The organism is Corallococcus sp. CA041A, assembly GCF_003612075.1.
GTDB classification, from domain to species: Bacteria; Myxococcota; Myxococcia; order Myxococcales; family Myxococcaceae; genus Corallococcus; species Corallococcus exiguus.
The window spans coordinates 1-19,317 of sequence record NZ_RAWF01000191.1; the positions used below are offsets into that span (position 1 = coordinate 1).

The window sequence follows — 19,317 nt, forward strand, 5'->3', positions numbered from 1 at the left end:
CCCCGTCAGCGTCCCTCACCTCCCGCCCTGCTCCCGCCCGCTACGCCCAAGAGGGCGCCTGTCCTTCCCATGCTCTCGTCGAAGCCAGTGAGCGAGGCGCGCGGAGGGCATCGTCAGCTCGGCGCGTAACCCCGAGGCGACAACTTTCCTGACATTGGGGGCTGACGTGCCCACCCGCGACCACTTCCCATCACTCTGCCGGTCCGAAACGAGGCCGGTCCCCCGCGCGGCTACTCGTCAGTGGAGCGCGATAGCCCGTCCGCCGTCAGTTGCCGCGGTAGGTAGTGTTGAGGATGCCGATGCCCGCGCCTTCCACGTACAGGCTGACGGACGTGCCCTGGGTGGCGGCCTGGGTGGCGCGCTCGAACAGGCCCAGGCGCTCGGCCTCGCTGTACTGGTAGCCGGCGGCCGAGGCGCCCGAGCCCAGGTAGTAGTAGTTGCCGACGAAGCTCCCTGTGCAGTTCGCCCCGGTGTTCACCTGCACGACCACGTAGCCCTGGCCGTAGGTGACGTTGGGTTGCCGGGTGTACGTCGCCGCGCAGACGTAGCCATTCACGGTGATGGGGGCCGCCAGGGCCGTGCTGGCAAATCCGACCGACATCATCACCGCCGAAACAACGATGGACGCTCGCTTCATTGTGTTGTCCCCTTTTGCCGTTGGCTGAGGCCTCCGCGCCCAGGATGGGCGTGGGGCTCCGGAAAGCGTTTCTGCATTTCCGCTCGAAGTAACGTGCGGGACGGCATTTCCTCCTCACCTCTATTTCAAGTCCGAGTGCTTCTCGGAAACAGCAACCACAACCAGGTCGCGGGCTCTCACGCGAATGAGTCCCTTGCCACACCGGGCGTTCCGACGTGGTTCGCCCATGCCCCTGAGTGTGCCTTGCATTGCCACCCAAAAGACGTTCGTGCTGGAGGTGTGGAGGCAGGCGACGGGTGTTGGCGTACGTGAAGCGAGTGCGCACCTGGCCCCTGCGCGAGGGGCGCCCCAGAGCGCGGATGCTCTTCGCGGACTCCAACAGCGATGTCTACAGCTCACGCAACGCCGCGCTGCAAGCCCAGGTCAGCAAGCTCACCGGGTCCGTGGACGTGCGCCACCCGCAGTGCCTCACCCGCCACCGCCAGACAGCGCGGTAGCGGGCGGGCCCGCCCGGGACTCCGCGGGCTACGGCGTGGTGAACGCGGCGCTGAACGTGGACGCGCTGGAGCCGGGCAGCCGCTCCATGCTGATGGAGGGCGCACGCCAGGGCTCGAAGCCCGGCGAGCCATCCGCCGTCACACGCAGGAAGTACGTGGAGGCGGGCTCCAGCGCGTTGGGAGGCAGGCGCAGGTACGTCCTGTCGCCGGGCACGTAGAAGCGCTTCGCGGGCGGCGTGACGGAGCTGTCGGTGAGCTTGGTGAGCGTCACGCTGTAGGCCTGGGGCGTGCCCAGGACCGGCTGCCGCCAGCTCACCACCGGCTGGGTGGTGCCCACCGACCGCGACACGTAGGCATCCAGGCCGTCGATGCGCACCTCCCGCGGCGGTGAGATCTTCGGCACGATGGGACCCGCGATGAAGTGCTCCAACCGGTCGACGACGGTGATGGAGCCAGTGGGGTAGTGCCCCCTGGCCCCCACGACGACCGGGGCCCCCGCGCGGAACGTATAGGTCGCGTACCCCAGCACGCCCCACGAGGCGGGATAGGGATTGCCGAAGGCCATCCGGCGCGTGATGACGCCGTTCTCACCGCGCGGCAGGGTCAGATTGAGCAGCTCTCCCTGGTAGCCCACCCAGCCATCCTCCAGGCCGTGCGGCACGGGCAGCACCTGGAAGATGGGCAGGCTGAGCGTCGAGTCCGGGTTCACGTCCGCGCGCCAGCGGGTGAACTCGGACAGGCGCCACTCCATGGAGAACTCGCTCCGGGGCGTGGGCCGCAGGCTGCTCGTCAGCGACAGGGGCGTGGTGCCATCCGGCGTGAACGCGAAGGACGGCAGGTGCTGGCTGCTCGTCACCGTGGTGTAGGCCATGGGCGCGCCGCTCGGCAGGGTCCCGGACGGCACGGCATTGAGCTGGTTGACGTACACCCGGTCGCCCTTCGCCGGATCCAGGACGGGCAGCGGGTAGCCGGTGAAGCCTGTCAGGAACGCGTCCGGGTCTTGATGGGACGTGGTGCCGGCCGAGGGCCACGCCGTGAAGTCGAGCGACGCGGCCAGGTCCACGTCGCCGCTGACCACCTGGAAGAGCGTGCCCGGCGAGCTGATGGACTCGTAGTCCTGCCAGGGATCCATCTGGGACAGGTCCGCCGTCACGGGCGTGTAGGTGACCGGCGAATAGACGGCATCCGGACGCCCCACGCGGTTGACGCCCAGGTCGAAGCGCCGCTCCCGGGTCAGGTAGTAGAGGTGGTTGGAGCGGACGAAGAACTCCCCGTCCGGGATGTTCTCGAAGCGCATGCCGCCCGGCACGGGCGTGCCCGAGCGCCGGTCGAGGCCCACCCCGCTCGGGTCGGGCACGAGGAGCTCCAGGTCGCGGGTGGACAGGTCCTGGGGAACCACCGTCACGCCGCTGCTCGCATGGAAGCGGGAGTCGGCCGTCACCAGCACGGAGGTGTCGGGTACGCCCGCGTCCGGCTCCACCGGCCCCGCGTCGGGTTCGCCACAGCCCGGCAGCAGGTCCCCGTCGCTGACCGTCGCGGTGCCTTCGCGGGGGTCGCTCCACACGACGTCCGGCCCCTTCACCTCATCCGAGGGAGGCCCTGCTTCCGCGCAGCCCAGCCAGGCCGCGCAAGAGGGAACGAGCAACAACGACAGACGGCGCAATGACATGACGGTCCCGGGAGGCATGCAATGGATTGACGGCCGGGCCTCAGCCCAGACCCGGCCCTCCTATACGCAGTGGGCGTTTTTCCCTGGCTCATTGAATTTCCCGGGATTTTCCAGCAGCTCCCTGCGCGCTGACCGCGTCCGGATGGACCGCGCCGCGGTGGACGGTGAACGCGGAGAGGAGCCAATCTGGCGTGTGTCTCACGCTGCTCCCGCCCGCTACGCCCAAGAGGGCTCCTGTCCTTCCCATGCTCCGCGAGTGCTGCCCGGAGCGGCGTCCTCGCGAGGACGGCGCCGCTCCGGTGACTCCGAGGGGGCTACGGCGCGAGGGCGTTCGCGTCGAACGTCTTGCCCAGGAATACCTGGGTGCCCTGCGGGCGGCTTCCCACCAGGTCGACCTTCCCGTCGTGGTCCACGTCTCCGATGAAGCGAGGGAAGGCGGCCTGCCAGCTTCCGCCGGTGACGGTGAAGTTCTTCAGGACCCGCTGCGCCGGGAGAAACGTCGTGCCGGTGGAGAACGAGACCCAGACGTAGTCATGGCCGAACCCGATGATGTCCGCGCGGCCATCCGCGTTGAGGTCGCCCAGGTACCGCGGGTAATCCGCCGTGGCCCAGCTTCCCACGCTGGGGTCCGCTCCGTAGTCGGCGACCCAGAGGGCCGGCGGCGCGAAGGAGGCGGTGGTCGCGGTGGAGGTGGACAGCGCCACGATGACGCCCCACTCCGAGAAGCCCACGATGTCCGCCTTGCCGTCGCCATTCACGTCGGCGACCCGGCGGGGGTGGCGCACTCCGTCCCAGCCGCCCTGCGCGACGGAGCTGCCGAAGGCGGCCAGGGCCACCACGGGGGCCGCGAACTGCGTGCTCGCGGCGCACAGGGCTCCCGTGCACTGCGACAGAGAGACCACGGTGCCGCTGCCGTTGAAGCCGATGATGTCGTCGGCGCCGTCGCCATTGACGTCCGCGAGCATGCGCGGCGCGGCCAGGGCGCTCGGCCAGTTCGGGCTGGCGTGGTGGAAGCCGACGAAGCTGAAGGCGCCCGGCGTGAAGCTGAAGCCCGTGGAGTAGGAGAGCGAGACGCCGTTCTCGCCGAAGCCGACGATGTCGGCCAGGCCGTCTCCGTTGACGTCGCCGACGGAGCGGGGATGCAGGGTGCCGCTCCAACCCGCGCTGGTTCCGAAGTCCGCCAGCCAGACCTGGGCCACCTGGAAGGTCCGCTGCGAGGCGTTCGCCGCGGCCACGCGCACGCCGTTGCCGTGGAAGTAGATGAGCTCGTCGTCTCCGTCCCCATCCACGTCCGCCAACTGGCGCAGGATCTCCCCGGGGGTCTCACCCTGGGTCCCGAACTGGTCGGTCCAGCGCCTCGGGCCATACACGCTGGCCACGCCCACCTTGTCGAACGCGCTCAGGTCCTCGGACATATTGCTGTTGCAGGCGTTCATGGACTGCATGAGCGAGTCGCGGTCGTAGCGGGTGTACGCTTGGCCGAGGTTCACATTCGCGCTGCACGGGGACTGGGCGTCGTCGCGGTGCTGCTCGTGGTTGAAGCCCATCACGTGCCCGAGCTCGTGGGAGGCGAGATATTGCAGACGGCTGAGCCGGCCCGAGAAGTTGGTCCCGGGCAGGTCGATGTAGCCCGACCTGCCCTGCGATGGCAGGCGAAAGGCCCCCGCCATCCCCACGCTCACCATGCCTCCTCCGCTATCCGGGGGCGCGCTCGGTATCAACTCGAGGCGGACGTACTTCGCGGTGCCCGTGGTGGGGCACCCCTCAGTCCAGGTGAATTGGACCTGGGATTCGAACTCCCAGGTGCGCGCGAGGGACTCCTTCATGAGCTGCTTGTCCACGTCGTAGCCGGGCGTCAGCCAGCAGACCGGGATGACCGGGTCCGTGAGCGACCAGAGCTGGACTCCGTTCTCGGAGTAGAGCGCATCCGACTTCACGGAGAGGTCCGGCTCCCGCACGGGCGCCTGGACTTCTCCACCACATCCATTGATGACAACTCCAGACACCGCGAGCCACAGGACACGTCGAAGCAACGCCACGAAGGTTCTCCCCAAGGGGTTGGAATGGAAGACGGAACCCCTTTCGAGTGGGGCGGAGTCTACCGTCCGGGCCTGGAAGCGCTCCAAATGACGGACGTGCTTGCCAATCCGCGCGGCGGTCGCTCGCGCGAGTCTGGGGGGGACTTCAGGGGGCCGGGTGTCAGGCCAGCCAGGTCTCCACATCCTTCCGTTGCGGCTGCGCGTCCGCGAGGAGGAACCATGACGGAGACACTGGAAGTCGTCCCACGGGAGCGAGAGGAAGGCGCGGCGGTCCTCCTGCGTTCCTGGCAGCTGACGAGGGCGCTGCTGCAGGAGCTGTCCCCCAGGGACCTGCGCACGGGGCGCGGATTCACCCAGCTGCTGCCCATCGACCTGCGGCTGGCGTGCGACCTGGCCAGCGCCTTCCACATCCGCTTCGACCCGGAGGACCCCGCGGATTTCTCGCGACTCTACGCCCTCCTCCCTGGGCAGAGGGCACCTGGAAATGCTGGTGCGTCGCTACCGAGAGGAGGGCGTGGCCCACGCGCCCAAGGCCCCGGCCGCCGTGCCACGCGCATACCCGGCGGCGCGGGAACAGGAGACGCCAGCGCGCATCCACTGAGGTCCCCTCCCCTCCAGGCCCTGAAGAAGGAGCTCTGTCGTTTCAGGAGTTCCGCCGGACCTGCACGGTGATCGCGCGGCGCCCGAGCTGCCACGTTGTCGCTGGGGGCATCCATGACATCACCCGGTAGGCCCTCGCCTGGCGTTGCTGTCGGAGGTAGTTTGCAGGAGGGCTGGTTGCACCCGAGTTTGCCGGCTCGGGGATGGCCTCGAAGAGCCAGGAGTGGTGCCTCTAGCGCTCCTGGCCCTTCGCTTCCCCGACCCCATCCTCTGGGTGGCAGGCGCGACGGAAGCCATCAGCCAGGGAGGTCGGTAGAACCGATACCCTCGGCGCTCGTGCCCGCGCGTGCGTGGAGAGCACCCGTCGGGGCGCTTTGTCGTCGATGGGGGTGGCCACCACGGACTCCGTCGCCATCCCGCGTGCAGCCACCGTGAAGGGGGCGGCAAAGAAAAAGCCTGGCAACCCGTACTGGATTGCCAGGCTCTTTCACTGTGGAGGCGGAGGGAATCGAACCCTCCGACCTGGGCTTGGAGAATCGCGCACTTCCCTTCACGGCCCCTCTGGGAAAGGTGAGAGCAGCGGCGCCAGAGCGCTGAACGACGCCAAGCAGCGTAACAACGTTACGCCCGTCTCCCCTGGCGCATCCGAGGTCGCTGCCTACCGCGAGAAGGTGCTGCCGGCCGACGGGCTGCCCGCGCTCATCGCGTAGAGGCGGCGTGCTCCGGGGCCGGCCTTCATGCGCGGCTCCGGCTCCCTCCTGAGAAGGATTGAAGCACAAGAAAAACGAATCTAAACAGCTATGCATGCGCAGTTTGAACACCCGATTCTTGGGCATGCTCGTGGCGGCGCTCGCGCTGGTGGGGGCGGGCTGTGGTGGCGGTGCCCATGCGCGGGCGAGCGACACCGAGCCCAGCGCCACTGCGGTGTACCTGGCCCAGGCGCAGTGCGGCCCCCAGGACTCCACGGTGAGCTGCTGCGTAAAGACGCACCCGGGCAACCCCACGCGCTGCGGGGCCACGGACTTCGAGGCAGAGGAAATCCTCTTCGGCGCCAGGGTCGCCAAGGAGCTGGCCCGCGAGGACCTGCCGGAGTGGAAGCGCTACTGCATGAACGAGTACGAGAAGTGCCAGAATCAGGACTGGATAGGCTCTTGCTACGACTGCTTCCGCCTCTGTGAGGGCCAGCAGGGGGAATGGCCGCACGACCGATGCTTCCGGCAACGGAAGGGCCGGTAGCGGCATGAGCCAGGACATCAACTGGGACGAGGTGCGTGCGCTCGCTGCGCGCATCGAGGCCGGCGAAGCACTGGCGCTCACTCCAGACGTGCGGGAGTTGCTGCTGCGTACTGCGCGCGAGGTGGCCATCCCTGAGCCGGATGCACAGGCCGCCGTCCAAGACGCGGCTACTGCGACCGCGCTTCTGCGCGAGGCTCGCTCGCGGATCCGCGAGGGCTCCATGCGCTTGGCGCGCACGAGGATGCTGGCTGGGGACCTCGCGAAGGCGGGCGATAAAGCCGGGGCCCGGAAGCTGCTGGAGGACCTGCTCGCCGTGGAGGTGGTGCCTCTCTACCGGCAGCAGGCGGAGCTGGAGTTGGAGGACCTGGACTGACCGGCGCTCACGCGCACCGCGGGCACAGCACCAGCCACTTCTTCTGGAAGCTGGTCCCGCGAGTCGTCTCCTTCAGCACGAGCGAACCCTCGCGAGGGGCCACCTGGGCGCCGCAACCGGCAGAGCCCAGCGCGGAGGTTGGGGCGCCTGCCCTGCTCGGCGCTCGCGCACACCAGGTGCCGCGTGCCGGTGGCGGCGGAGTACTCCACGTACTCGCCCTTGAGGATGCGCCCGCTGCACCCGGCCGCCGTGCACGTGCCCGCCTTCGCCGCGATGATGGTGGGCACCTACGCGCCCCACGCCGACGGGCGGCGGGACTCCACTGCGGGGAGCGCGAGCCCCATCTGAGCGCCCTGCCCCACCGGGCGCGGCCGCACATCCCGAGGCGCGGCCGCGCGGCGCTGGCGCAGTTTCCCGGAGACGCGCGCGGGCAGCTCCGGCCCGAGCCCCTTGGCGTCGAGTGCCTCGCGCATCCGCTTCAGCGCCTGTCGGTGGAGCCGCAGCACCTCGTCCTCCGACAGGCGCAGCTCCTGGGCCACAGTCCGCGCCGCGGGCTCAGCGCCCGGGCCCCGCTCGTAGCCCGCCAGCTTCTGGGCCACCACGCGCTGCAGGCGAGGCATCTGGTACAGCTCGGTGAGGGCCGCCTCGCGCTCGGCCACCAGTCGGTGACGCGCGGCCGTCGTGTTGATGGTCTCGGCGACCGCGAGCCAGCCGGCGCGCACCAGTGTGGAGCACTTCTCGAACGGGCGCAGCTCGGCGCCCGTCACCGCGGAGCGTCCTCCGGTGACGCTGCCGTAGCAGTGGTACAGCATCAGGGCGAGGGCGAGCTTGCTGGGGCTGGCCTGGGCCAGTGCCTTCTCGGCACTGGCGATGAGCTCGGGCGGAGGCGTGTACGGCGCGGGGGTGGGCGTGGACATGGGCGCTTTTCCTGGTGCGGCGGATGAGCTGCACCACGAAGAAGGGGCGCCTCGCGGGGGGCTCGCCTCTTGGTGGCTTCGGTCCTGCCTCCGCCTGAGGTCACTTGCGATATGCCAACATGGCCATCAGCCGACGGCGCTTCGCCCCCGCTGAATGGCCAAGCAAATGAAGGAGCGGATCATGCGAACAGCCCCAATCCTGCTGGCTGTCCTAGGTATCCTTGCATTTCAGCCGTCGACCCCAAATTACGGAGCGCCAACGGAGGCCGGCCAGAAGGAAAGCGCCTCGTCCGGCCAAGTAGTAGGGGGGGCCTGCACGCCCATCTCATACGCATGCGCACCAGGCAGTGGTGGGTGGCTGGTCTGTAACGCCCAGGGGGCGTGGGTATATGGGGGGGATTGTCCTCCAGGCACGAGCTGTTGGTTCTATCAGCCCGCCCTGAGCCCATATTGCGTTCCCCAAGGCTTCACACTGCCCTGATTGCAGTAAGCGCTCATGCTGCGCGTTGTTGCGTGCGGGTGGACTGCACGGCACTGGCAGGAAGGGGCGGCTCAGCGGCGTGGCAGCCAGCGCGGGTGGTCGCACTGGCCCAGACGCCTGCCGCACAGGCGGCATCGAGGTGGCGAGCCCATCAGGAGGTGAAGGGCAGCCGGCGGAAGCCCAGGACGTCGCTCCGGTAGGCGATGCGCGGGTGCGTCTTCACGCGCGCCCCAGCCGCAGCCGCATCGGCCAGGGTGAGCGTCGTGCTCCCGCCTCCGGAGGCTCCCATCACCACGCCCGCTCCGACTTACACCATGACGTGGTTCGGGTCGTCACGCGTCACCGGGCGCCCCTGAAGCGTCGTGTGGCCCGCGCGCCCGTACAGCACGAGGTCGCCTGGCAGCAGCTCCGCCTCCGTCGCCACGGGCGCGCAGATGTCCCAGAGGCGGTCCGTGTTGTGCGTGGCCCGCCAGTCCGGGCCGCCCACCTGGTTGAGCGCCCACGTCACGAGTCCGGAGCAGTCGAAGAGGCGCGGGCCATCCGCTGGCACGCGCTGCCCCTTTGCGCCCCACCGGTAGGGCGAATGCATCTGGGCGAGGACGAGGGCGAGGAAGGCGGCGCGCTGCGAGGTGATGATGGGCACGGTGGACTCCGGGGACTGCGACGTGTTCCCCGGAGAAGGGGTGCCCATTGGCTCACCGCGAATGGCAGCGCCATCCTGGCGAGGCAGCACCAACCCTCAAACCAGGAGAAACGGATGCGAGTGGCAATCATTGCCGGGCTGATGACTGTGGGGATGATACTCGGCTGCGGCGGCCCTGAAGCAGAGGGAACGGCAGAAGCCAGCGATGGGCGAGCGGATAGTGCTTCAGCTCAATCAGCGTCCGCCGACTGCTACGATGCGTGCAGCGAAAAGCTGAGGATTTGTTATCGAAAAGGGGGCGGCATAAACGAATGTTTTGCCGCATTCGAAGCATGCGAGGCGAAGTGCGAGCTGGCGGGAGCTGCCCCCTCCCGCCAGGACGAGAGCGCAAAGGTTCTCGCGGCAGGCCTCCCACCCGACAACATCTGCCACGTCTGGTGTGACGTCGGCCCTCGCGCGGGCTATCGAACGTCCGCCTACGCCGGCAGCATCGCGGCATGCTTTGCCTTCGCCCGTGATGAGTGTGGAGAATCGGGCACGTACACGTACAACGGCCAAGCCTGGGCCTTTTGATCTGCCACGGCAAGGGATGAGGCTCAGGGGTGGCCAGGGCTTGCGTCCTTGGCCACCACGTTGGCGGCGTGCTGCATCTGCCGAGAGGTGCGCTCCCCCATCAGCAGCGTGACGTGGTTCACCGCCTGGTGCAGCTGCGGCCGCGCGGCGCCCATCCAGTCCTGAGCCATCCCCTCATATGAAGCCAAGCGCTTCTTTGAAGACAGGGTGACAATGGAGGAGTTCGGCGAAGCGCTCGACGAGAGGCCGCAATCGTTCCTCCTTCATCATGGGAATGGCTTGGCAATACATGCAGCCCTGCCGGAAGAGCGAGTAGGTGCGCGTCTTGGCTGTGTTGGCCTTCAAGCCCTTTTCCATCCCCAGACTCTCCCCAGCGGCGCCCAGCAGCGTCAGCAGCACCTGGGCCAAGGCACTCACCAGCAGCAGCCTGTCTCTGCGCTCGGGACTCTTCACACGCACCGAGGACAGTCCCATCCCGAATCTCAAGTCCTTGACGTCCCGGAATGTCTCCTCGCACGAGAAGCGTCGGGCATAGAGGTCCACCACCTGGCGTGCGCTGACAGCCCCCAGGCTGGTGGCCAGACACCACGGCTCCTTCATTCCCTTCTGGCGCACCAGCACCACCGCGGGCACCGGAAGGTCGGCTGGAGCGCTACGGACAGCTTTCGCTATACTCACCCTCCTCCTAGGAAAACGCCGGGGGTGTGAACATGGGCATCAGGGGCAAGTGCTTCAACAAGCGATACAACGAACCGCCCAGGCCGTGTCCGTTATTCATGCAACAGCAGGATACAGATGATGGTCTGTGCGCCACCTGCCGCGAAGCGCTGAAGGCTCCAACCGCGCCCAAGTTCGAAGCCCCCAAGACGCCCTACCTCAAGAAGAAACCCACGCCCTCAGGGGTCGTCGAAAAGAAGAGCACCGCCCCGAGGCAGGTGTCCTCCACGTCCACCAGCCTGCCGCCCGTCGAGATGATCTCGGCCCGGGAGCTCACGAAGCCCGCGAACCTTCCTCTCAGGGATTCAATGCATGTGGAAGTGAAGGGGCGTGGAAAGCTCTTCGGCCAGCTCGCCAGCCCGTCGGATGCGCCTACGCTGAAGGTGCGCGTGGGTGGCACCACGAACCAGCATGTCTGGGTCAACGCCCAGGACGTGGTCCCGCACCCCACCCTCCAGGCCATGCGCGAGAACGAGGTCTCACGCGAGGCCTTCTCCCAGGCGCTCTGCCGGCTGACCTGCGACGAGCAGCCGCGGCTTCACATCATCTGGTTCGGGAGCGCGCTGCCCGAGGCCCGGATGAAGGCCCTGGACACCTGGATCAGCGCATTCGACGCCGGCCTCCAGGTGTATGTCTGGGCGGACTCACGTGTTCGCGGCTGGGACGCCATCAACTCGCAGTTCTTCGGCAAGTCCCGATGCAAGGTGTTCGATGCCAGCGTGGCGCTGGCCGCGGCCTGTCAGGCGATGTGGACCGATGCCTATGAGAAGGAAATCGGGCTCAGCCCCCGCATGGAGGGCGCCGAGTGCTTTGTCGCGTCCGCGGCTGCTTCGGATGTGCTGCGCCTGGTGGTTGTCTACCTGTACGGGGGCCTCTACCTGGACATGGACATGCCCATGGCCCGGGATTGGAAGAAGAGGAACATCTCCTTCCCGCTGAACGAGCACGGCTTCGCGCTTCTGCGGTGGCAGAACGGGCATCCCGTCAACGCGGGCATGGCCGCCCGTCCGAATTCTCCCAAGCTGGCCAAGGTCATCCATGCGTACGTGAAGGCGATGGCGAACTACCTGTCGTTGTACCTCTCCGACAAGGACCTCCAGCTCATCACCCAGACGATGCGCGAAAACCACGACAAGTGGACGGAGGAGATGCCGGTGTTTCTCACGGCGAAGAATTTCACGATGTTCAGGACAGGTCCCGACGTCCTCAATGAGGCCGTCACACTGGTCCTCGGCGCGCCAATGATCACCTGGGAAAGAAATTATCAGTTCGCCGTGGAAGGCATGCATTACGGCAATGAACTCTCGTGGCTATCCCCCAGGGCCATGTGGTTCCCGTAGGGAGCCCTCTGCGCAAAAGTGGCGAAACCCCGGGTCCAGCGCCATGCGCGAGGCCAACTCGTCCGACAGCCCCCGAGCTCGGCCCAAAGAAAAAGCCTGACAACCCGTACTGGATTGCCAGGCTCCTTCACTGTGGAGGCGGAGGGAATCGACCCCTCGGGCAGTTACCCCCTATCACGGCCTCTGGGCGCTCGCGTTCGGCAACGGCCTCATGAACCAGCCACCCGTACGCTGTTCTTCACCGCGGATCCGGCGATGGAGTCCCAGGCGCTGAGCCTCTCGCGGTCGAAGCAGGAAACATTCCAGGGATGCGCCCGGGGAAGCCTGCCCCGGGCGCATCCTGCTTCCTGTCGGTGACCGCCCCCCGCTGGGAGCTTGTCGCTACCAGATGCAGCTGAGGAATCCGCCGGGGGTGAACACCGGGATGGAGCTCAGCGCGCCATCCGGAACCTCACCGTGCGCGGTGGCGGCCACGGGCGACCGATACATACCGGGGAGAGAGGAGTTGATATACCCCAGACTATACACGGTGCTGCTCGAGCGCTCGCGCAAGAGAGCGCCGCACCAGGGCTCGTGCGTGTTGTCGGCAAGCGTTCCCAAGGGGACGATCTTCACGCTGGACGCGCCCCCGTAGTAGGCGAGGTCCGACGCATTGGTGATGGGGTACTTGGCGCCCGCGATCCAGAGATAGACCTGGCTCCCCGTGCGCTCCTGGACCAGGACCTTGTAGGAGTAGTTGAAGAACGTATCACTCCAGCCAGCGTTCGGGATGTTGTTGACGGTCCTCCAGTCATCCCAGTAGTCCAACTCCGTGGGACTCGGAATCCACCAGAACATCTCTCCCACCACGACATAAATCGCAGAGAAGCCAATCTGGCGGAGCAGCGTGCCCTCCTGGGGAATCTCCGCATAGGAATCGATGGTGGCCTGGGACAGCACCACCGTGCTGGCGGAGGAATAATTGCTCCACTGCGCGGGAGGGATGAAGAACCGCGCGCCACCCGCCACCACGTATCGGTTTGTCGTGTCCGTGCTGAGGAGAACGTAACCGTCCGGGATGGGCGCGTAGCCCGCGAGGGCCTGAGCACCAAAGAGACTCAGCCCCAGAGCGAGCCAACGAGGAAATATTGCGAGAAACGAGACAACGCGCACGGATTCATCTCCATTCAAGGGTGGGTGCTGCCGAGCGGACCGGGTATCCGGGGACAAGGCGATTCCGCTGACAGCCGCTGGGGGCGGACAATGATTCGCACTCCCAGGAACTGACGTCGCCCGGGCCGGTGGCGACGCCTTGAAAGGTAGAGCAAAGCAAACCAATGGAGCAACAAGTGTTTGCCTTGTGAACGCTATCGCCAGGATTTGCACCTTCACCAGGAAGCGAATTGCAACAGGGCTGGAGAAGTCCAGAGCAGGTGCCGGAACCGGGCCCGCCCAAGGCCCCTGGCCATGAAGGCTCCCAAGACCAGAGGTGAGAGGCCATTCGCGCGCAGGGCTCGTTGAACCCGTAATGCCATGCACGGGAGCCTCCGCGGCCACACCGCCCACCATGCTCCAGCCGCAAAGCAAGAGGCCAGCCCAGGCGGAGCAAGGACTCCTCACTGGTTTTCATCGGAGAATCCCCCACTTCGAGTGGAGTTGGATTCCCACCATGATCTGGTGGGTCATGCGATGGAGTAGGGGCAGCTCTGATCAGGCAGGAGCGGCCTCGAACCTCGCGAGCCCCGCCTCCGCACCGGCCTCATCCATGGCCCGGGTGTAGCCGCGGGTGACGGGCTCCCTACCGGCAGTGGACGCTGTCCTTTCCGCATCGGGTGCGGTGGGTGCTGCTCAAGGACGTGGGGCTACTCTCGGACGTCCTCACCCTCTTCCTGCGCGCGGTGTTCGCCCTGCAGCGCCGGAAGGCCACGACGGCATGGCCTACGTGGTGGGCAGGTCGGGGCCGTGTCGTTCATCCAGTTCTTCGGCTCCGCCTTGCAGGTGACTCCTCATTTCCACTCGCTGGTGCCGGACGGCGTCTTCGTGCCGCGGGAGGGCGGCGTGCGCTTCGAGCCGTTGCCTCCGCCCACGCAAGCAGAGGTGGAGCGACTGCTGCGGGTGGCGCGTCACCGGGTGCTACGCCTGCTGGAGAAAAGAGGGGCCCTGCCCGCGCAAGGGCCCGAGGACACGCTGCAGACATACCAGGCGCACTCCCTGCAGCAGCGGCTGCGCCCGTTCGTGCTGGCCGAACGGCCACGCTGAGTCAAAGCAGCTCCGCGAGGCGAGCCCGGTCCACGTCGACCTGGAGCTGGCGGGCGGCGATGGCCGCCGCACGACACAGGACGCCGGTATAGGTGGGGAACGAGAGCGGAACTCGAGCCAGTTCCTCCACCCGCATCCCCGCGGCGATGGCGATCGCCGCGGTCTGGACCAGATCGACCGCCCGCTCACCCACCACGTGGCAGCCGAGGAGCTTCCGCGTGGCGCGGTCGACGATGAGCTTGCAGAACCCGGTCGTTCGACCATCGATGAGGGTCCGCGTCGTCGAGTCGAAGCGGACCACCGCCACCACGACGTCGTGCGCTTGACGTGCCTTCGCTTCGGTCAGGCCCGCCTGCGCGTACTCGGGATCGGTGAAGCTGCCAATCGGACACACCTCGTCCGTGACGGAGATCATCGGTGCTCGTGCCGCGTTGGAGCCCGCGACGAACCCGTCCTGCAACGCCTGGGGGACCAGCATCCGGCGCCCTGTCACGTCTCCGGCGGCGAAGATGTGCGGCACGGAGGTGCGCAGCTGGGCATCGACGCGTACGAAACCCCGCGAGTCGGTCTCGACGCCCGCGGCCGCGAGGTTGAGCGCGGAGGTGTCAGCCCTCCAGCCCACGGCGACGACGACGAGCGCGGCCTCGGCGCTGTCTCGCACGCCGTCCCTGGAGAAGACCATCCGCACGCCCCCTGGTGTCGTTTCGAAGCGTTCAATCGTGCCGAAGGCCTCGCGCACCACAATACCGGCCTGACGGAAGGACTCCGCGACGGCGGCGGACACGTCTTCGTCCTCGGTCGGCAGGATGCGTGCTCCCGCCTCGAAGAGCTGAACCTGTGTGCCGAACGCGGCGAAGACCGACGCCACCTGGACTCCCGTGGCGCCACTGCCGACGACCACCATCGACGGCGGAACAGTGGTCAGGCTCCACGCATCGCTGTGGGTCTTCGTGAGCTCGAATCCCGGGATGGGGAGGCGCCGGCTCACGCCACCGGTGCAGAGGATGAACTTCTCCGCTCGAAACCGGAGCCCGCGCTGGGTTTCGAGGGTGTGCGGGTCCACGAAGCGCGCGGCGCCGACGTGCTCGTGCACGGTGACCCCCGCCGCGGCGATCTGCTCACGCAGGGCCGCGTGAGTGCGAACGTCGCCGGCCACTTCGCGCACGCGCTTGAGCAGCCGCTCGTAGTCCAGCACGGGCTCTGTCACCGCGATGCCATAGCGCCCCAGTTGCCGGGCGTCGCGGAGCAACCGCGCCGCCTGCGCCAGCGTCCTCACCGGAACCGGTCCGTCGTGGGCCGCCATGCCGCCGAACGCGTCGCGGGTGACCAGGGCGGTCCGGGCGCCCAGGTCGCCAGCGCGGAGCGCCGCGAGCAGTCCCGCGGGTCCGGCACCGATGACCACGACGTCCATGGGCGCTGAACCATTCATGTCCGGAGCTCCGCCAGCCACCGCAGCGCGCGCAGCCCGGGCATGAAGCAGTACTCGCCTCCGCGCGTGACCACGAACCGCGGAAGGCCCTGCAGACGCCTGGGGATGGGCCGGTTCGGGAAGGAGAAGGCGCCCGCTCCGTCGTGCGCGCCAGCGACGGGGTCCTTCGCGTCGCCCAGCCCCAGGAAGTCACCGCCGTTGGCCCACTCCGCTTGCACGAACTCGAACTGCCGTCCGAGGTGCGCGCCGATGAAGGCGAACATCAACCCTCGCTCGGCGCCATCGTCCTCGAGGACTCCGTCGGGCAGCTCGGGGCCGTAGGCGGTTCCGCGCCGGATCATCCGATGGAGCCTGACCACGCCAGCGACAGACGCGTCGCGGGGGTTCGTTCGCCGGATGTGCGACCCGCGAGGCGTCTTGTATCCGGTCGGGTCATCTGAATAGTGGAAGTCATTGTTGCGCGACGCATCGGCGCCCAGGCCGGGAGCGTTATGGTAGGGGCACAGCGCCAGCGGCGCGCCGCTCCGCCACCTCCCCATCATCTTCGCTGCCAGGACCTCCTCGTCCTCCGGGCTGTTCGCGGCGTTCTTCAGGTACTGCCTGAACGCGGCCACCCGCTGATGAAGCTTGCGGAAGGCGACGTACGTTCCATTGCGCCCCAGGACGTCAGGCCGGGGCATCGGAGGTACGCCGCCCGTCTCATCAGGGTAGCCGAGGACGAATTCGCCCGACCTGAGCGGCGCCTCATGGGGATTGCTCCCTGGAATGCCGCTCCCCTCGACGGCCGGATGGCTGATGCCGTCCCTGAACCCGAACGGCTCCTTGCCCGTGCTCAGTGCGTGGCAATCCTGACGCCAGATGGCCTGGATGCCGCCAAGCTCCCGCAGAGCCGTGTGCGCGCGGTCCAGCGCGGCTTCGAGCCGGGCCTGATCCGGCGAAAGCGCTGTCAACACGACGTGAACCTCGCTCGTTCCCAGCGGAGGTTCCCAGTGTTCGGGGCTGCTCTCACCGTCGTCGTACAGGGCCTTCGCCCGGGCGGCCATGCCCTGCCGGAACTCCCACGCGAAGCTGTCCAGGGAGTCCTGCGGTACACCCAGCGCCTCAAGCCCGTGATACGTGAGCGCGACGCCGAGCCCGCCGTCACTCATCGGGCTGCTCGGATGGCCGGCCGTGGTCACCACCGAGCCGAGCCGCCTCATCAACTCCCGTCCCGCGCTCCGTTCGTCGATGCGCAAGAGGATGTAGGTCGCGACGTACGGAGACGGCCGGGGCCGCAGCACTCCGCTCTGGATGTCGTCCAGTTCGAGCATCTCAATGGGCCGTGGCGAGGTTCTTCCAGAAGCGCACGAGGCTCTCGTCCGCCCCGAACAAGGTGCTGAAGATGGTGGAATCAGCCACCAGTACATCGCCGGCCCTGCCGTCGCCCGGCGGCATCCACACCAGCGCATTGAACTCGGTGTTTCCCGCGTTCGTGAACGGATGGGGCCGGGTCCGGTCGATGGGCTGCTTCGCCAGGACGCGAGCCGAACGGGAATCCTCCTGGGTGACCGCGTAGTGCGGCAGGTGCATGTGGAAGTTGAAGTTCTGGACCCCGGTAAGCCAGCCGCGCGTGTCCAGGTCCGACATCACCGTCAGCGGGACGCTCCGGTTCGTTCCTTCAACGACGGCGGGACGGAGACCCCAGCGATTCTCCACGGGGATTCCCAGCCCTTTCATCAATGAGCGCGTATAGCCGCCGAAGCGTTGCTGACGCGGCACCAGCGCGTCGCCGTGGTGGGCGTATTCCAGGGCGCGCTCGTCCAGGTCCGGTGAGTGCCCGACGTCGTGGTGCGGGCCCATCACCAGACAGGTGCCTTCGCGCTCGAGGAATGCGCGGACCGCTTCTATCTCCTCCGGGGCGGCCACCTGTTCGGTGACATCGTGGTCCAGCCCGAAGACGAGCAGCGTGTCCGCATCCGCGAGGACCCGCTCGTCGAGCGGCAGGGGGAAGCCCGCCTGGTCGACCCGCTGGAACATGGGCACCTTGTGCCCGGTGACCTCTTCGATGACCTGCTGGAACTTCACCCACGCCCAGAAGAAGAGCTCCAGGGAGCCCGCGATTCCCTGCTGGAACCTCCGCGGATCCGCCCACTGCGGGGACTCATAGTTGGGCCAGAGCACCCGGCGGACCTCGGTCATCGTCGAGAACCGATTGTCCATCTCGGCGGGGTTGCGATTGGCTTCTCCGGGGTAGCTCCAGGACGTGTAGACGCTGACCCGCCGATGGCTCCTCGAGTATTTCCTCGGCGCGTGGTTCTGGTTGTAGGTCCGCCCGGATGGCTCGCTCATGACAGGTCCCTACTGCATCTGCTCGAGCATCTCGGTGAACGAGGCCTTGAGCTTCAGGGCCTTCTTGATCTCATCGCTCGTGAAGTACGGATACTCGCCGTATTCGAGAAAGCTGGTGCACTGATGGTCCCGGAGGAACTTGACGAACGCAGGCGCGTTGGTCTTCCAGTCCAGGGGAAACCCCTCGAGGTTCTCGAAGGCGGTATTGATGCCTGACTTCGTGAAGAGAACGACCGCGTCCTCGGTGTATTTGTCGAAGTCGGTATCGAAGATGCCCTGATACATGAACCGGGTGTCGTCATCGAAGAGCACCCAGCGGAGGTAGTGGAGCTTGAGCGGTGCGAGAAGGTCAGGGGCGCCCTTGAGCGCTTCGGCCAGACTCTGGCCGTAGCCGCGCAGCGTATCGGCGCGCCCCGGCTTGACGTTGGCGACGATCGTGAAGCCATAACAGGCGGGGGTCTTCGGGAAGATGGGACCGTACTTTCCCTTCTCGAGGTGGTCCGTCGACCTGGGTATCGCCATGGCCTGGGGTTTGATCTCCATCGCCCGTCTCCCTTTGCTCGTGCACTTCAAGCTCGGGGTGGGGATCCGCACCTGCAAGTACGGCATCGCCTTCGAGCGGGAGAGCACAGGCTGTCCCGTCGTCTCGGCACGCAGGGCCGCGAAGGCATGCCGCGGCCGGCAGCGCGTGCTTCGGTGCGAGGGACGCCATGCCATCCCTGCCAGGCAGAGGAGGGGGCCGCTGCCCGGTACCCCACGCGGAGCCCACGGGCCCGCGACACCGGTCAGCCAACGTACGCCGCGAGGTGCTTGCCGGTCAGGGTTGAAGGCTTCGCGACCAGCTGGGCCGGGGTGCCTTCGAACACGATCCGCCCGCCGGCGTGGCCTGCGCCTGGCCCCAGGTCGATGATCCAGTCCGCGTGCGCCTCAACCCCTCACAGGAAGTGCAGGAACTAAAGCGCATCGGCTGAACCCTTTCACGCGACAACTACATTGACGCTCACCGCTGAGGGCCCATGCGGAAACGCAGCCAAAGAAAAAGCCTGGCAACCCGTACTGGATTGCCAGGCTCTTTCACTGTGGAGGCGGAGGGAATCGAACCCTCGTCCGAAAGCCGTCGGCTCTTCGACCCTACGTGCGTAGTCCGCGATTTGCTACGTCACCAGGGCTCCCACGGACGGGATACCTGATGCCGGTCCTGGAAAGATCTCGTCACCTCGGGCCCAGGCACCCTTGGCGACCAGTCCGCATTATGACGGCCCATCCCCACCCCACGGACCGAGAGCAGGGGGACCGCGCACTAAAGACTGCTAATTAGGCAGCCAGCGCGAGCTCAACGTTGTCGTTGGCTTTTGTGATGTTGTCGGCAGTTTTACGAGCACCCAACAAGCTCGGCACGCGTCTCGAACGTCATTGCCCCCGTCGAAGCCAGGTCGCCCCCGGTTCGATGTACGTCATGCGGCCCCAGCTGCTCCGCACCCGTCCTACATTAACCGCTGAACGCCCTCCGTCAATCCTCCTGAAGGCACGGCGGTCACTCCTGCGACATTCCCTCCCCTGCCTGCCCCTCAGGCAGCCCCTTCCTTCCGGAGTCCCCCCA

19 protein-coding genes and 1 other RNA gene are annotated in these 19,317 nt (G+C 67.2%); 5 read left to right on the forward strand and 15 right to left on the reverse strand.

The window, feature by feature from the left end; all coding sequences use genetic code 11:
• Positions 1 to 265: 265 nt before the first annotated feature.
• Positions 266 to 637, reverse strand: a complete 372-nt coding sequence (locus tag D7V77_RS28760) for a hypothetical protein (protein ID WP_120579498.1) — start codon at positions 635 to 637, stop codon at positions 266 to 268.
• A 308-nt stretch (positions 638 to 945) separates the two neighbouring features.
• Here D7V77_RS28760 and D7V77_RS44970 point away from each other — a divergent pair, with 308 nt between their 5' ends.
• On the forward strand, positions 946 to 1,134 hold the full coding sequence (locus D7V77_RS44970) for a DUF1615 family protein (protein ID WP_233597308.1): 189 nt from the start codon (positions 946 to 948) through the stop codon (positions 1,132 to 1,134).
• Positions 1,135 to 1,162: 28 nt separating this feature from the next.
• Here D7V77_RS44970 and D7V77_RS28770 read toward each other — a convergent pair whose 3' ends face one another.
• The gene (locus tag D7V77_RS28770; protein WP_147452190.1) at positions 1,163 to 2,803 is read right to left on the reverse strand and encodes a hypothetical protein; all 1,641 of its coding nucleotides are present in this window, start codon (positions 2,801 to 2,803) and stop codon (positions 1,163 to 1,165) included.
• Positions 2,804 to 3,117: 314 nt separating this feature from the next.
• Positions 3,118 to 4,842: an FG-GAP-like repeat-containing protein gene (locus D7V77_RS28775; protein ID WP_158624509.1), complete on the reverse strand. Its 1,725-nt coding sequence runs from the start codon at positions 4,840 to 4,842 to the stop codon at positions 3,118 to 3,120.
• Between the two features lie 1,413 nt (positions 4,843 to 6,255).
• Between D7V77_RS28775 and D7V77_RS28780 the strand changes: the two genes are divergently transcribed.
• Entirely contained in the window at positions 6,256 to 6,678 is a 423-nt protein-coding gene (locus D7V77_RS28780) for a hypothetical protein (RefSeq protein WP_233597301.1), read from the forward strand.
• 4 nt (positions 6,679 to 6,682) lie between these two features.
• Positions 6,683 to 7,051: a DUSAM domain-containing protein gene (locus tag D7V77_RS28785; protein WP_120579501.1), complete on the forward strand. Its 369-nt coding sequence runs from the start codon at positions 6,683 to 6,685 to the stop codon at positions 7,049 to 7,051.
• Here the strand turns inward: D7V77_RS28785 and D7V77_RS28790 are convergent.
• The 6 genes from D7V77_RS28790 to D7V77_RS28805 all read right to left on the reverse strand — a co-directional run bounded on the left by D7V77_RS28790 (position 7,009) and on the right by D7V77_RS28805 (position 10,289).
• On the reverse strand, positions 7,009 to 7,338 hold the full coding sequence (locus D7V77_RS28790; protein ID WP_233597302.1) for a hypothetical protein: 330 nt from the start codon (positions 7,336 to 7,338) through the stop codon (positions 7,009 to 7,011). The two genes, D7V77_RS28785 and D7V77_RS28790, sit on opposite strands and share 43 nt — an antisense overlap.
• The gene (locus D7V77_RS28795; protein ID WP_120579502.1) at positions 7,339 to 7,968 is read right to left on the reverse strand and encodes a hypothetical protein; all 630 of its coding nucleotides are present in this window, start codon (positions 7,966 to 7,968) and stop codon (positions 7,339 to 7,341) included.
• Between the two features lie 632 nt (positions 7,969 to 8,600).
• Positions 8,601 to 8,738, reverse strand: a complete 138-nt coding sequence (locus tag D7V77_RS44975) for a hypothetical protein (RefSeq protein ID WP_233597303.1) — start codon at positions 8,736 to 8,738, stop codon at positions 8,601 to 8,603.
• An 18-nt stretch (positions 8,739 to 8,756) separates the two neighbouring features.
• Entirely contained in the window at positions 8,757 to 9,140 is a 384-nt protein-coding gene (locus D7V77_RS44980) for an NlpC/P60 family protein (RefSeq protein ID WP_233597304.1), read from the reverse strand.
• Between the two features lie 548 nt (positions 9,141 to 9,688).
• Positions 9,689 to 9,835 (reverse strand): hypothetical protein, encoded by a 147-nt coding sequence (locus D7V77_RS43880; RefSeq protein ID WP_158620536.1) that lies wholly within the window; start codon positions 9,833 to 9,835, stop codon positions 9,689 to 9,691.
• Positions 9,836 to 9,839: 4 nt separating this feature from the next.
• Positions 9,840 to 10,289 carry a transposase gene (locus D7V77_RS28805; protein WP_233597305.1) on the reverse strand — a complete coding sequence of 150 codons (450 nt, stop codon included), beginning with the start codon at positions 10,287 to 10,289 and terminating at the stop codon, positions 9,840 to 9,842.
• A gap of 152 nt (positions 10,290 to 10,441) precedes the next feature.
• Here D7V77_RS28805 and D7V77_RS28810 point away from each other — a divergent pair, with 152 nt between their 5' ends.
• Positions 10,442 to 11,722 (forward strand): glycosyltransferase, encoded by a 1,281-nt coding sequence (locus D7V77_RS28810; protein WP_158624510.1) that lies wholly within the window; start codon positions 10,442 to 10,444, stop codon positions 11,720 to 11,722.
• Between the two features lie 381 nt (positions 11,723 to 12,103).
• Here the strand turns inward: D7V77_RS28810 and D7V77_RS28815 are convergent, their stop codons facing one another.
• Complete coding sequence (locus D7V77_RS28815) at positions 12,104 to 12,733, reverse strand: hypothetical protein (RefSeq protein ID WP_233597306.1); 630 nt, start codon at positions 12,731 to 12,733, stop codon at positions 12,104 to 12,106.
• Positions 12,734 to 13,663: 930 nt separating this feature from the next.
• Between D7V77_RS28815 and D7V77_RS44985 the strand changes: the two genes are divergently transcribed.
• A complete protein-coding gene (locus D7V77_RS44985) occupies positions 13,664 to 13,960 on the forward strand; it encodes a transposase (RefSeq protein ID WP_233597307.1) in 297 nt (98 codons plus the stop codon).
• Position 13,961: 1 nt separating this feature from the next.
• Here D7V77_RS44985 and D7V77_RS28825 read toward each other — a convergent pair whose 3' ends face one another.
• The 5 genes from D7V77_RS28825 to ssrA all read right to left on the reverse strand — a co-directional run bounded on the left by D7V77_RS28825 (position 13,962) and on the right by ssrA (position 19,158).
• Positions 13,962 to 15,389: an NAD(P)/FAD-dependent oxidoreductase gene (locus tag D7V77_RS28825; RefSeq protein ID WP_120579506.1), complete on the reverse strand. Its 1,428-nt coding sequence runs from the start codon at positions 15,387 to 15,389 to the stop codon at positions 13,962 to 13,964.
• Complete coding sequence (locus tag D7V77_RS28830) at positions 15,386 to 16,699, reverse strand: Dyp-type peroxidase (protein ID WP_120579507.1); 1,314 nt, start codon at positions 16,697 to 16,699, stop codon at positions 15,386 to 15,388. Before D7V77_RS28830 ends, D7V77_RS28825 begins: the two co-directional genes overlap by 4 nt.
• A 1-nt stretch (position 16,700) precedes the next feature.
• Positions 16,701 to 17,717: a hypothetical protein gene (locus tag D7V77_RS28835; protein WP_199733909.1), complete on the reverse strand. Its 1,017-nt coding sequence runs from the start codon at positions 17,715 to 17,717 to the stop codon at positions 16,701 to 16,703.
• A gap of 9 nt (positions 17,718 to 17,726) precedes the next feature.
• Positions 17,727 to 18,260, reverse strand: a complete 534-nt coding sequence (locus D7V77_RS28840) for a hypothetical protein (protein ID WP_120579509.1) — start codon at positions 18,258 to 18,260, stop codon at positions 17,727 to 17,729.
• A 534-nt stretch (positions 18,261 to 18,794) separates the two neighbouring features.
• Positions 18,795 to 19,158: a transfer-messenger RNA gene (gene ssrA, locus D7V77_RS28845) on the reverse strand.
• Positions 19,159 to 19,317: the final 159 nt, after the last annotated feature.

Excerpts from the sequence above, each read along its gene's own strand:
- D7V77_RS28760 (WP_120579498.1), bottom strand. The coding sequence starts at position 637 with ATGAAGCGAGCGTCCATCGTTGTTTCGGCGGTGATGATGTCGGTCGGA.
- D7V77_RS28770 (WP_147452190.1), bottom strand. The coding sequence starts at position 2,803 with ATGTCATTGCGCCGTCTGTCGTTGTTGCTCGTTCCCTCTTGCGCGGCC.
- D7V77_RS28785 (WP_120579501.1), top strand. The coding sequence starts at position 6,683 with ATGAGCCAGGACATCAACTGGGACGAGGTGCGTGCGCTCGCTGCGCGC.
- D7V77_RS28795 (WP_120579502.1), bottom strand. The coding sequence starts at position 7,968 with ATGTCCACGCCCACCCCCGCGCCGTACACGCCTCCGCCCGAGCTCATC.
- D7V77_RS44975 (WP_233597303.1), bottom strand. The coding sequence starts at position 8,738 with ATGGGAGCCTCCGGAGGCGGGAGCACGACGCTCACCCTGGCCGATGCG.
- D7V77_RS44980 (WP_233597304.1), bottom strand. The coding sequence starts at position 9,140 with ATGGGCACCCCTTCTCCGGGGAACACGTCGCAGTCCCCGGAGTCCACC.
- D7V77_RS43880 (WP_158620536.1), bottom strand. The coding sequence starts at position 9,835 with ATGGCTCAGGACTGGATGGGCGCCGCGCGGCCGCAGCTGCACCAGGCG.
- D7V77_RS28810 (WP_158624510.1), top strand. The coding sequence starts at position 10,442 with ATGCAACAGCAGGATACAGATGATGGTCTGTGCGCCACCTGCCGCGAA.
- D7V77_RS28825 (WP_120579506.1), bottom strand. The coding sequence starts at position 15,389 with ATGAATGGTTCAGCGCCCATGGACGTCGTGGTCATCGGTGCCGGACCC.
- D7V77_RS28830 (WP_120579507.1), bottom strand. The coding sequence starts at position 16,699 with ATGCTCGAACTGGACGACATCCAGAGCGGAGTGCTGCGGCCCCGGCCG.
- D7V77_RS28835 (WP_199733909.1), bottom strand. The coding sequence starts at position 17,717 with ATGAGCGAGCCATCCGGGCGGACCTACAACCAGAACCACGCGCCGAGG.
- D7V77_RS28840 (WP_120579509.1), bottom strand. The coding sequence starts at position 18,260 with ATGGAGATCAAACCCCAGGCCATGGCGATACCCAGGTCGACGGACCAC.